General features: G+C 71.0%; 8 protein-coding genes. 5 read left to right on the forward strand and 3 right to left on the reverse strand.

Going from position 1 to position 12819, the window contains the following annotated elements:
• Positions 1-189 precede the first annotated feature (189 nt).
• Complete coding sequence (locus tag BLU79_RS14480; RefSeq protein WP_093906159.1) at positions 190-1776, forward strand: alpha/beta hydrolase; 1587 nt, start codon at positions 190-192, stop codon at positions 1774-1776.
• Between the two features lie 83 nt (positions 1777-1859).
• A complete protein-coding gene (locus BLU79_RS14485; RefSeq protein WP_093906160.1) occupies positions 1860-2957 on the forward strand; it encodes a baeRF3 domain-containing protein in 1098 nt (365 codons plus the stop codon).
• Positions 2958-3050: 93 nt separating this feature from the next.
• On the opposite strand, the gene BLU79_RS14490 is transcribed toward BLU79_RS14485, so the two are convergent.
• Positions 3051-3464, reverse strand: a complete 414-nt coding sequence (locus BLU79_RS14490) for an SsgA family sporulation/cell division regulator (RefSeq protein WP_093906161.1) — start codon at positions 3462-3464, stop codon at positions 3051-3053.
• Positions 3465-3893: 429 nt separating this feature from the next.
• Between BLU79_RS14490 and BLU79_RS14495 the strand changes: the two genes are divergently transcribed.
• On the forward strand, positions 3894-5309 hold the full coding sequence (locus tag BLU79_RS14495) for a PP2C family protein-serine/threonine phosphatase (protein WP_093906162.1): 1416 nt from the start codon (positions 3894-3896) through the stop codon (positions 5307-5309).
• 90 nt (positions 5310-5399) lie between these two features.
• On the opposite strand, the gene BLU79_RS14500 is transcribed toward BLU79_RS14495, so the two are convergent.
• Positions 5400-6896 carry a DNA-binding protein NsdB gene (locus BLU79_RS14500; RefSeq protein ID WP_093906163.1) on the reverse strand — a complete coding sequence of 499 codons (1497 nt, stop codon included), beginning with the start codon at positions 6894-6896 and terminating at the stop codon, positions 5400-5402.
• 234 nt (positions 6897-7130) lie between these two features.
• Between BLU79_RS14500 and BLU79_RS14505 the strand changes: the two genes are divergently transcribed.
• On the forward strand, positions 7131-8273 hold the full coding sequence (locus BLU79_RS14505) for an aminoglycoside phosphotransferase family protein (protein ID WP_093906164.1): 1143 nt from the start codon (positions 7131-7133) through the stop codon (positions 8271-8273).
• A gap of 285 nt (positions 8274-8558) precedes the next feature.
• Positions 8559-10526, forward strand: a complete 1968-nt coding sequence (locus BLU79_RS14510) for an N-acetylmuramoyl-L-alanine amidase (protein WP_093906165.1) — start codon at positions 8559-8561, stop codon at positions 10524-10526.
• A 27-nt stretch (positions 10527-10553) separates the two neighbouring features.
• Here the strand turns inward: BLU79_RS14510 and BLU79_RS14515 are convergent, their stop codons facing one another.
• Entirely contained in the window at positions 10554-12788 is a 2235-nt protein-coding gene (locus BLU79_RS14515) for a glycoside hydrolase family 95 protein (RefSeq protein WP_093906464.1), read from the reverse strand.
• Between the last annotated feature and the right edge of the window lie 31 nt (positions 12789-12819).

Here is a 12819-nt window from a genome sequence, read left to right on the forward strand (position 1 = left end):
ATCTGCCTTTCACCCCATCGAGCGTCACGGTTGTCGAACTAGTGGCAAAAACACCCGATAGGCACGAAGGGGCGCAGGATACGCCCGTCCGGGCGGTCCGGCACGTCCGGAGGCGTGCGTTCCGGGGCCCGCATATCGTGGGCGAGGACGCCGTTACCCGGTCCGCGACGGGCGTCCCTGGAGGCATTGATGCTGGCCAAGCTGTCAACGCGGCCCATGCTGCGACGCTGCGCGGTCACCGGCGCGGTCGGGGTGTTCCTGCTCGGTACGGGTCTGCCCACGGCCACCGACGACCCCGAGCCCGACCTCACCCGCTTCTACCGGCAGAAGGTCACGTGGGCGAAGTGCGCGGGCGAGGGACTGCCGAAGGACATGCAGTGCGGCAAGGTCACCGTCCCCCTCGACTACGCCAGCCCCAAGGCGGGGACTCTCGATCTGGCGCTCGCCCGTTACCGGGCGACGGGCGACAAGCAGGGCTCGGTGCTGATCAACTTCGGCGGACCCGGCGTCGCCGGTGTCCCTCAGTTCATGTCCGGCGCCAAGGAGTTCATGGAGCTGACGGACGGCTACGACATCGTGACGTTCGATCCGCGCGGAGTCGGGAGGTCCTCGCCGGTCAGCTGCGGGGACGGCGAGGAGAACATCGAGGTCGAGGACGACGGCACGGAGATCAGCCGGGATCCCCAGCACATGCTGAAGCAGTTCGAGCAGGAGTCCGCCGTGTGCGCCCGGCACTCCGGGCCCGTACTCCCCCACATCGGCACGGTCAACGCCTCGCGGGACATGGACGTGATGCGCCAGGCCCTCGGCGACAAGAAGCTCAACTTTCTGGGCTTCTCCTACGGAACGCGGCTCGGTGCGGTGTACGCCGCCCAGTTCCCCGACAAGGTCGGCCGGTTGGTGCTCGACGGCGTGGACACCCTGACCGAACCGCTGTCCGAACAGGCGGTGGCGAGCGCCAAGGGCCAGCAGCAGGCGCTGGAGGAGTTCATCGACTGGTGCGTGCACGACATCGCCTGTCCGTTCGGGCAGGACCCGCGCGAGGCCAGGAAGCAGGTCGTACGCCTCGTCGACTCGCTGGACGAGAATCCGGTGCCGTCGGTGTTCGGCGACCCGTTCACCGGACAGGACCTGGTCGGCGCCCTCGGACAGGCGCTCTACAGCGAGGAGTTGTGGCCCCTCCTCGAGCGGGCCCTCGCCGCGCTGATCGAGGACGGCGACACACACGCCATCGAGACCTTCGCGTCCGGCGGGGCCGCACCCTGGCGCCGCGAGGAGACGGGCGACCCGGACGGCGGCCTCGTCGACGCCGAGGACGTCCCCCTCGACAACCTGTCGGCGGCCCTGAGGGCGATCAACTGCGCGGACGACCCGGACCGCCCCACCGACGAGCAGATCGTCGGGGGCCTCGACCGGCTGCGCGCCCAGTACGAGCAGGCGTCGCCCGTCTTCGGCCCCTACCGGCTCGCCGGGGTGCTGCTGTGCTACGGCCGCCCCAAGGGCACGGACTTCATCCGCGACGACGTGAAGGACGTGGACACGCCGAAGATGCTCCTCGTGGGCACGCGCGGCGACCCGGCGACGCCGTACCGCTGGACCGTGGAGACGGCGAAGCGGCTCGGCCCCTCGGCCGTGGTCCTGGACAACAAGGGCAGCGGGCACACCGGATACGCCTCCTCCAAGTGCGTGCACCGCAAGGTCGACACCTTCCTGCTGTACGGCACGCTGCCCGCCGACGGCAGCTCCTGCGGGCCCGAGGACGACCGGGAATTCTGAGGACGACCCCCGGGAACAGGGCCTTGTCCGTGCGGCGGATTGCCCCTAATGCCCGAACGGCGAATCGGTCCTATCGTGCTGTTATGGAGCACGCACTCAGTCCCACGACCCTTATCGAGCTGCGGCGCCCGCGCCCCTACCCGGCAGTGTCCGTGCTGACGCCCACACATCGCCGAGAGCCCTACCGGGCGCAGGACCAGGTCCGGCTGCGCAACGTCGTCGCCGAGGCCAAGAAGCAACTGGAGGCCGATCCCTCGGTCACCCGCGAGCGACGGGCGGATGTCGAGCGGCAGCTCGACCAGGCACTCGCCGAGGTCGATCTGACGCACGCCGAGGACGGTTTGGTGATCTTCGCCGCCCCGGGTGAGCACCAGGTGTGGTCGCTCGCCCGCACGGTGCCCGAGCGCGTGGTGCTCTCGGACACCTTCCTGACCCGCAACCTCGTCTCCGCGGAGGCCGCCGAGCGGCCGTTCTGGGTGCTGTCGGTCTCCCCCGACCGCGTCACGCTGTGGGCCGGCGGCCTGGACCGCGTCACCGAGGCCCGCATCGGCGGATTCCCGCTGACCAGGCCCGTCGAGAACTTCGACGCCGAGCGCCGGGAACAGATCGGCGACAACCCGAGCACGTTCCGCGACGAGGGCACCCGCCACTTCCTCAAGGACGCGGACTCCGCGATGAGCACGGTCCTGCGGGACAACCCGCGCCCGCTGTACGTCACCGGCGAGCAGGCCGCACTGTCCCTGCTGGACGAGATCGGCGGTGTCACCAAGGAGGCGGTGCATGTCCCGCACGGCGGGCTCGCGCACGGCACGCACGAGGCGGTGTGGCAGGCGATCCGGCCGGCGATCACCGCCGAAGTCCGCCGGAACACCGACGCCGTGGCACGCGAACTCGAATCGGCCATGGGCCGCAAGTCGTTCGCGGCCGGAGTCGACGAAGTCTGGCGCAGCGCCCGCGAGGGCCGGGTACGGCTGCTGGCCGTGGAGGAGAACTATCGGGTGACGGTGCGCGGCGAGGCCGGCGACCATCTGATCCCGGCGGTGAGCGGCGATCTCGACGCCCGCGAGGACATCGTGGACGAGATCGTCGAGCAGTGCCTGGAGACCGGCGCCGACGTCCGCTTCGTACCGGACGGCACGCTGGGCGACGCCCACGGGATCGCGGGGGTGTTGCGGTACTGACGCCGGAGCGTCGAGGAGGCACAGCGGCGATACCGTCGCCTCCTCGACGGTTCATCTCCTCATGCGGGTGACCGCCTCGTCCGGGAGCCCTCCTCACACACCGTCGAAGAGCGCGCTCAGGCCGCGCTCCACGACCGCCCCGAGGTCCTCCTCCCCGGCCGGCACCGCCGCATACGTACGCAGCAGGAAGCGCTGCAGGGCGGAGGTGTCGAACTGGAGCAGCGCCATGCCGTAGGGCGAGTGCAGTTCCACGACCGTGCGCTCCGGCCCGCACGGCCAGATGTGCACGTCCCCGTCCCCGGCCGGCTCGCGCAGCCCCGCCTCCAGCAGACCGCGGGCGAAGATCCAGGTGGCCCCCTGCCCGTCGAGGGACACCTCGCCCGGGAAGTCGAGGTGCACCGCCAGCGGATCCGTGGAGGCGTACCGCAGCTTGGCGGGCACGGGGAGTTCGCGCTCCTCGCCGGTGATCAGACGGGCGGAGGCGGGCTGCTCGAGGGCGATGTCCATGGGCGGTCTCCCCTGCGGTCGGAGGTCGGACGGTTTTTGCCGCTGTGCTTTTACGACCCCGCAGGTGCCCTTCGCATTACTCCGAACCCGGCACCAATTATGTGATCTGCATCACTCCCATGGAGTGCAACCCTCGGGCCGCCGTGGATCCCCGCGCCACCCCTGGAACACACGACCGTCGAACACGCGAATGAGCGCCGTACGATCGTCTCCCGGGACCGTCAAATCGCGTACGCCGTCTACGACTTGCCCCTCCGACGACGTACCGCATACGCACGGCGCGAGCCCTCCGTGAAGACTCTGGCATATGCCAGACGCACCACCGTATCGGGTGTTGCCAAATCCCTTACAGGGCGTCGCGGGCTGTGCAACAGTCGTAACGGTCCTTCCGTCAGCCTTGGTCGTACCGTCCCCGCATCGGAGTGCGTCATGCCGTCCCATCTCTCTGCGGACCGCCCAGCCGCCCAGCCGCCCGGGCGCGGCTCGGTCGACGCGCTGATATCGCAGACGCGACGGCTCCGCGGTGACGTCGACGCCGTACGGCGGGACGCGCGCAGCGACGATTCGGACCCGCAGGAGCGGTGGCAGCGGGCGCTCTACGACCTCGCCCTGCACCAGCTCAACGACCTCGACGAGCACCTGGCCCAGCTGCGGGACGGCCCGCACCCCGCCGCACCGGCTCCCGCGGCCCAGCCCGAGCCGCCCGTCGCACCGCGCGGCTCGCTGCTCAGCCGGGTCGGCAGCGCGGAGTGGAACCTGCTCACGGACGAGGCCAGTTGGTCCGGTGAGCTCTACCAGATCCTCGGGCGTGACCCCGCCGCTCCGCCGCTCACCCTCGACGAGCTGCCGGCCCTGGTGCTCGACGAGGACCGGCCGAAGCTGACGGCGATGGTCACCCACTGCCTGGTCGACGCCAAGCCCATCGACGGGGAGTTCCACATCGTGCGGCCGGACGGCGAGGTCCGGACCGTGCACATGATGGGCGAGCCCGTGCTCGATTCTGACGGCAGCGCCGCCTCGATGTGGGCCGTACTGCGGGACGTCAGCGAACTGCGCAGGTGCCGGCGCGAGGTGAGCGAGACCCGTGACTCGCTCCAGCGCCAACGGCATCACGCGCAGACCGAGCACCGGCTCGCGGTCGAGCTGCAGGAGGCCGTGCTGCCGCCGTGGCGCGGCTCCCTGCGGCTCCCGCACGGAGGGCCCCGGACCCTGGACCTCGCGGCTCGCTATCTGCCGTCGTCGACGAGTGCGCTGATCGGCGGCGACTGGTACGACGCCCTCGAACTGGCCGACGGCGACACGCTGTTGAGCGTCGGTGACCTCACCGGGCACGGCGTCGCCGTGACATCGGGCATGGCGACCCTGCTGGGCGCCGTCCGCGGCATGGCGATGGCGGGCACCCAGCCGGGACAACTGATGTCCTGGCTCAACCAGTTGCTCGACGCCACCGTCCAGCCGGCCCTCGGCAGCGCCGTCTGCTGCCGCTACCGGCCCGAGACCCGCACCCTGACCTGGGCGCAGGCCGGACACCCCGCCCCGCTGCTGTTCCGCGACGGGACGGGGCGCAGGCTGAACCCACCGGACGGCGTCCTGCTCGGCGCCACCTCGGGTGCCGTCTACGCACAGGCGGAAGAGACCCTGGAGGTGGGCGACCTGCTCCTGCTGCACACGGACGGGCTGGCGCCCAGGCACAGCGGGGACTCCCTGAACCGACTCCTCGACCTGGCCCCCCGTCTGGACGGGGCACGCGGTGCGCAGGACTGCGTACGGCTGGTCGTGGAGGCGTTCGGAGAGAGTGAGCGCGAGGACGACGCCTGTGTGCTCATGGCCAGGGTGACGTCCTAGAAGTCCGGTGAACCGAGGTGGACTTCGGTGACGTCGGTGACGTCGGTGACGTCCTGGAGCTTGCCGGAATCGATCAGCTGCACAGTCCCCCTATGCCCGTGCGCTGTTGCCGCCCTCCGGCCTCCTCGCCTTGGGCAGCGCCAACCGGATCTCCTCCCGTAGTTCGTGGATCCTCGGGTAGCTGGAGTACTCGGCGGTGAGCCGGTACATCTGGCGCAGCCGGTCCCAGGTGCGTCCGGACGAGTTCGAGCCCATCGCCATGAGGGCCAGCCGTGCGTACCGGTCCGCCTGTTCGGGGTCGTCCGCGATGAAGCAGGCGGACGCCATGGACAGATGATCGAAGATCTTCGACCGTTCCCGGCCGTCGATGCGCAGGGACAGGGCCTTCTCCGCGTAGTGCTGGGCGTGCGCGGCCGCACCCGGCTCGAACTCGGCCAGCGTGCGGTAGGCCAGGGCCTGCATGCCGTACAGATCCTCGTCCTTGAAGGTCTGCATCCAGCTCGGCGGCGGTACGTCGCCCCGGTCGGAGACGAAGAGGTCCTCCGCCTGTCCGAGGGTGCGGCGCATGGCCTGGCCCTTGCCCATCGAGGCCTGTGCCCAGGCCTCGATGGTGTGGAACATGGCCCTGGTGCGCGGCAGCACCTCGTCGCCGGAGCCGGACTGGGCGAGTTTCAGCAGGTCGAGTGCGTCGTCGGGCCGGCCGAGGTGCACCATCTGGCGAGCCGCTCGGGAGAGCGCCTCCCCGGCGCGGGGCCGGTCGCCACCCTCTCGGGCCGCATGGGCGGCGATGACGAAGTACTTCTGTGCCGTGGGCTCCAGGCCGACGTCGTGCGACATCCAGCCCGCGAGGACGGCGAGATTGGCGGCGACGCCCCACAGGCGCCGCTGCAGATGTTCGGGGTGACGGTAGGCGAGCATGCCGCCCACCTCGTTGAGTTGGCCTACGACTGCCTTGCGCTGGAGCCCGCCGCCGCGAGCCGCGTCCCAGGCCCGGAACACCTCGACCGAGCGCTCCAGCTCCTCGATCTCCTGCGATCCGATGGGGGCGGCCTCGTAGCGGTCGAACCCGGCGGGATCGGCTTGCAGGGGGTCGTCGTACTGGGGGGTGTCGGCCCTGAGGGCCGGGTCGGTGTGCAGCCAGTCGTACATGGCGCTGCTGAGTGCGGATCCCGCGGCGAGCGCGGCACCCGCGCCCACCAAGCCGCGTCGGTTGAGCATGAGGTCCATTCCCGTGAATTCGGTGAGGACCGCAGCAGTCCGTTCGGGCGCCCACGGCACACCGTCGGGATGCTCCACACTCCCGCCGTCCTGCCGTTTCCCCGCACGCCCGTGCCGGACCAGACCGAGGTCCTCGATGGTCACGACACGGCCGAGACGCTCGGTGAACAGGGCTGCCAGCACCCGCGGCACCGGATCGCGCGGGATCTCTCCCATGTCGATCCACCGCCGCACCCGCGAGGTGTCGGTCGCCAGCTGGGGGTGGCCCATGGCCGCCGCCTGCCGGTTGACCAGCCTCGCGAGCTCGCCCTTGGACCAGCCGGCCAGGCCGAACAGGTCCGCCAGGCGGGTGTTGGGTTCTCCGCTCACGTCAAGCCCCCAGGTTCTCGGCTGAGTTGACAGTAGCCCCGTGCAAGTTGCCGGGCGACTATTCGCCAGGGTTCGCCAGGGTGCGCCAGATGGTGTGCCACTGGGCATCGGGTGTCAGGTAGGAACGCGCCACCCCGACCCGGTTCGCCGAGGGACATTCCCCAGGGTGCACCCGGGCGACCGGATCGGGCAGCGCTTTGTCGTCGCAGGCACACGAAGGGATCTGTCTCTCCCATGTACGCAGCATCATCCTCCGTGTCCGCCCCGCCCCGGTCGCTGCGTGCCCGCCCGGCGGGCAGCGGCCCCTACCTCGACCCCGCGCGGCCGACAGCAGCCCCCGTGCTCGGCACGGGCCGGCCGCGGCGCGCCGCGGGGCTCGGCACCCAACCGCTCAGCGGGAGACTCGACTTGTCCGGCCCTCAGGGCACCCAACTGCGTACCGCGATCGCGTCGGTGCACCGGATCTGCCCGGAGTTCGCTCCGGTCCAGGTACTGCGCCGCAGCGGGCGGGCCGTGCTCCTGGTCGGCACGACCGGGCGCAGCACGGCCGTCGCCAAGTGTTTACTCGACCACTCCCCAGCCTGGGCCGAGCGGATCAGGCACGAGATAGCGGCATACCGCTCGTTCGTCCGGCACCGCCCACCGGTGCGCGTGCCGAGACTGATCGCAGCGGATCCGGACAACTGCACACTCGTCATCGAGCGGATGCCGGGCCGGGTGGCGGCACTGCAGCGGCACCCGTTGGAGGTGCCGCCGCGTGCGGACATCAGGGCAGCGCTCGGAGCGATCTGCCGGCTCAACGCGTGGCGGCCACCGGCGGGCACGTTCGACGCGCCGCTGGACTACGCGACGCGCATCTCCCGGTACCACGAGCTGGGCCTGCTCACCGACCGGGACATGGGCGATCTACAGAAGCTGCTGCACGGCATCGCGGCGACCGCGGGCCGGCAGGGCATGGGCCAGTTCTGTCACGGCGACGCACTGCTCTCGAACATCCTGCTCTCACCGGCCGGTCCAGTGCTGGTGGACTGGGAGCACGCGGGCTGGTATCTGCCGGGCTACGACCTGGCGACGCTGTGGTCGGTGCTCGGGGACGCACCGGTGGCCCGGCGGCAGATCAGCCAGATCGCCCAGTCGGCGGGTCCGGCTTCACGGGACGCGTTCCTGGTGAACCTGATGCTCGTACTGACCCGGGAGATCCGTACGTACGAGACGGCCGTGCAGCGTTCGATGCACGACACGACCCCGGCGGCACCGGGAGTGGCCCACCCGGGTGCTGCGCCGTCCGGCGAGGAACAGCGGCTGCTGCTGAGGCGGCTGCACGACGACTGCCAGTTGGCCCGACGGGCCGTACGTGCGGCGGTCGGCACTCGCTGACGGGGACGGTGGTCCGCGGTGCGCGAAGGACAATGGCGCACCGCGGGCTTTCGTATGTCCGCTCGCGCACGGCCTCTTGGACACTCCTCTCTCACGGCCCATTGGTGTACGCCACTGACGCCCCGCAGGCCTGGCGGCCGCCGCCGCGAAACTCCCGGGACCTCCGATCTCCAGGGGATTTCGCCTGCCTGGCGGCATGATTGACGGATCGTCGGACAGCCGGTACCACAGACGCACGCCCGGCCCCGCACGGCTCATCGCGCCCGACCGTCCCAGGAGGCTGCAATGCGCGGATCCGTCACTGCCCCCATCCGAGCAGCCGGGCGCAGACGTACCCGCGCCGCCGCCGTCGCGTCGGCCGCGGTGGCGCTGTTGTTCCCGCTGCTGGGCGCGGCCCCGCCGGATGCCCCGCACTCGGCGGACCGCCTGCAGTCGGCCTTCGCCTCCGCAGCCGCCGAGTACCACGTGCCGCAGAGCGTCCTGCTCGGCGTCTCCTATCTGCAGTCCCGCTGGGACGCGCACGCCGGGGCGCCCAGCGTGACCGGCGGCTACGGCCCGATGCACCTCACCGACGCGCGCACCGCGCTCGCCGAGACCACCCCGCACCACAGCGAGGGCTCCGAGGACGCGCGCGGCGACAGCGCCCGCCCGCCGCTGCTCCCCGACGCGAAGCTGCCGAGCACCTCGGAGATCCCGGCCCGCCTCAGGACGCTGCCGAGGGCCGCGGAGCTGACCGGGCTGAGCCCGCAGGCGCTGCGTACGGACGCGGCGGCCAACGTGGCAGGCGGCGCCGCGCTGCTCGCCGCCGCGCAGAAGGACCTGGGCGAGCCGCTGAGCTCGGACCCGGCGGCATGGTACGGCGCGGTGGCCCGGTTCTCCGGCGCCGACGACAGGGCGACGGCCACGGCGTACGCGAACGACGTGTTCGACGTCCTGCGGACCGGCCAGGAGCGCCGGACGGACGCGGGCCAACGGGTCGCCGTCGCCGCCCTGCCGGGCCTCTCCCCCGACACCGCGCAACTGAGGCGGGCGGGGTTGCGAACGACGAACGTGCCAGGGACGGAGTGCCCGGCGACGGTGTCCTGCGAGTGGATCCCGGCGCCGTACGAGGAGTTCGGTGAGGGTGACTACGGCAACCACGACCTCGGCAACCGTCCCACCTCCCAGGGCATCGACTACATCGTCATCCACGACACGGAGGGCGCCTGGGAGGGTGTCCTGCAGATGGTCCAGGACCCGACCTATGTGTCCTGGCAGTACTCCCTGCGCTCCACCGACGGCCACATCGCCCAGCACGTGAAGGCGAAGGACGTGGCCTGGCACGCGGGCAACTGGTATGTCAACGCCAAGTCGATCGGCCTGGAGCACGAGGGCTTCCTGGCGCAGCCGGACTCCTGGTACACGGAGGCGATGTACCGGTCCTCGGCACGCCTGGTGACGTATCTCGCCGCCAAGTACGGAATCCCGCTGGACCGGCAGCACATCATCGGCCATGACAACGTGCCGGGGCCGACCACGTCGACGGTGGGCGGCATGCACACCGACCCGGGCCCGTACTGGGACTGGCGGCACTACTTCGAGCTGCTCGGCAAGCCCTTCGTGCCCACCGCGGGCGCGAACGGCGGCATGGTGACGATCCGGCCCGACTACGCCACCAACCGGCCCGAGTTCACGGGCTGCGTGTCCGCCGGCCGGACCTGCGCGGCCCACGGTTCGAGTGCGGTGCGGCTGTACTCGGGGCCCGGCACGTCGTATCCCCTGATCAAGGACATCGGTCTGGGCTCGACCCCGACCACCGGGGTGAACGACCTGTCCTCGCGGGTGTCGACCGGCCAGCAGTACGCGGTGGCCGGCCGGAGCGGCGACTGGACGGCGATCTGGTACCTCGGCCAGAAGGCGTGGTTCAAGAACCCCGCGAAGAGCCCGACCGCGGTGAACGCGACCGGTCTCGTGGTGACGCCCAAGGCCGGGGCCACGAGCATCCCGGTGTACGGGCGTGCCTACCCCGAGGCCTCCGCCTATCCGTCGGGCGTCCCCGCCCAGGCCGTGTCGCCGCTGTCGTACACCCTGCCGGCGGGCCAGCGGTATGTGGTGGGTGACAAGGTGCCGGGCGAGTACTACTACGCGGTGGCCTTCGACACCTCCTCGCACCGGGTCGTCGTCGGCAAGGACCTGTACTACGAGATCCAGTACGGGCACCGGGTCGCGTTCGTGCGGGCGGCGGATGTGCGGGTGGTGTCGTCGGCCGGCTGACGACACCACCGCCGGTCCTGTCGGGCGTCAGTCCTCCCTCTGCCAGGTGTACCGCCGCCCGGCAACCGCCCTGAAGGTCAGGTCCCCGTCCTTGAAAAGGTCACTGCGCACGGTGAGTCGACGGGTCGTGGACGCCTTCAGGGCGATGCGGGTCGCCCGGCCGCCCGCCCACTCGATGTCGAGGGTGGCGCCGCCGCGGGCGCGCAGGCCGCGTACCGAGCCGGTCGGCCAGGTGGCGGGGAGGGCGGGCAGCACCTCGATGATGTCGTACTGGCTCTGGAGGAGCATCTCGACGATCCCGGAGGTTGCGCCGAAGTTGCCGTCGATCTGGAACGGCGGGTGGGTGTCCCAGAGGTTGGGCAGGGTGGAGGACTTGAGCTGTTCTCCGAGCATCTTGTGGGCGTGGTCGCCGTCGCGCAGCCGCGCCCAGAAGTTGATCTTCCAGGCCTTGGACCAGCCGGTGCCGCCGTCTCCGCGTGCGGTGAGGGAGACCTTGGCGGCCCGGGCCCACTCGCTGCCGGGTTCGATCTGCCGTCCCGGATGGAGGGCGAACAGGTGCGAGACGTGCCGGTGGTCGTCGGTGGCGTCGTCCAAGTCCTCCTTCCACTCCTGGAGTTGGCCCCAGGAGCCGATCCGCAGTCCGGAGTCGAGTCGGCTCAGCGTCTCCTCGACGCGGCGGCGGAAGTCGGGCGCGTCGCCCAGGATCCGGGCCGCTTCGAGGGTGCTGGTGAACAGGTCGTGGACGATCTGCTGGGACATGGCCGCGCCGGCGGTGAAGTCGCCGTGCTCGGGCGAGTAGCTGGGGGTGACGACCAGGGTTCCGTCGCGCGGGTCGATGCGCAGGTTGTCGAGCCAGAACTCGGCGGCTTCCTTCATCACGGGGTACGCGGTGGTGCGCAGGTAGTGCGCGGAGCCGCCGAACCGGTAGTGCTCGTAGAGCTGTTGGGTGAGCCAGGCCGCCGCCTCGGGGAACCAGAAGGCGGTCGCCCAGTCGTGCACTCCGGTGAAGCCGTACGGGTTGGTCTCGTTGTGCACGACCCAGCCGCGCGAGCCGAACATCTCCTGTGCCGTACGGCGTCCGGGGGCGCGTAGGGCCTCGACGAAACGGTCGTACGGCTGTGTCGTCTCGGCGAGGTTCGCGGCCTCGGCGGGCCAGTAGTTCATCTGGATGTTGATGTTGGTGTGGTAGTCCGCCGACCACGGGGGCGAGGTGCTGTTGTTCCAGACGCCCTGGAGGTTGGCCGGCAGGGAGCCGGGGCGCGAGGAGGCGATGAGCAGGTAGCGGCCGTACTGGAAGTAGAGGGCTTCCAGGGCGCGGTCCGCCGGGCTCGTCCCGCCGGTGTATGACGACAGCAGTCGGTCCGTGGGCACGTCCGCGGGGAGTGACTGGCCGATGTCGAGTCCGACTCGGCCGAACAGGGCTCGGTGGTCGCGGATGTGCCGGGCGAGCAGTGCCTCGTAGCGGTCGCCGGCCCTTTCCACGGCACGGGTGACGGCGGCGTGCGGGTCCGGACCTCGGTAGTCGGGGTAGGTGTCGGCGTAGTCGGTGCCCGCGGCCAGGACGAACCAGGCGCTGTCGGCCCCGGTGACGGTGAGGGTCCCGTCGGCGGTGGATGTGAGGGTGCCGCCCTGGCTGTGCACCCGGACCTGTGTCTCGAAGCGCAGTCCGTTGTCGGCGAGTGCGCCCCGCACGGTCAGGGTTCCGTCGGCCGCGTCGGTGGTGAAGTCGGCGCGGGGCGAGGTGTGGCGCAGGGTGAAGGTGACGCTGCCGGGGCGGTCGGCGCCGAGCCGGCCCACGATCACGCCGTCGGGGTGGGAGGCGAAGAAGTCCCTTTGGTGGCGGACGCCTTGGTGGGTGTAGGTGACCGAGGCGACGGCGTTGTCGAGGTCGAGTTCGCGGCGGTAGTCCTCCGGGGTCGTCGTCGGCGCGCCCGGCAGGTCGAGGTGGAGGTCGCCGAAGGTCTGATGGGCGCCGTAGCCGATCCGCGGCTGGCCGAGGCGGTCGGCCACGGACTCGGGATCGAGGGTGGTCCGCGTGTCGAGGTCGTCCTGTACGGCGGAGATCGCGCCGGGGCGGGGCTCGCGCCAGTTGCCGTGGTCGTAGCCCTGGACGGAGCCGGGGCCACCGGTCCAGAGAGTCTTCTCGTTGAACTGCAGCCGTTCGGAGGCGAGGGTGCCGAAGACCATGGCGCCGAGCGCGCCATTGCCGATGGGCAGGGCTTCGCGCTCCCAGTCGGCGGCCGGGGCGGCGTACCAGAGCACGGACACCCCCCTCGATACGTCGGAGGAATCA

This window comes from Streptomyces sp. cf386 (genome assembly GCF_900103585.1).
Lineage (GTDB): Bacteria > Actinomycetota > Actinomycetes > Streptomycetales > Streptomycetaceae > Streptomyces.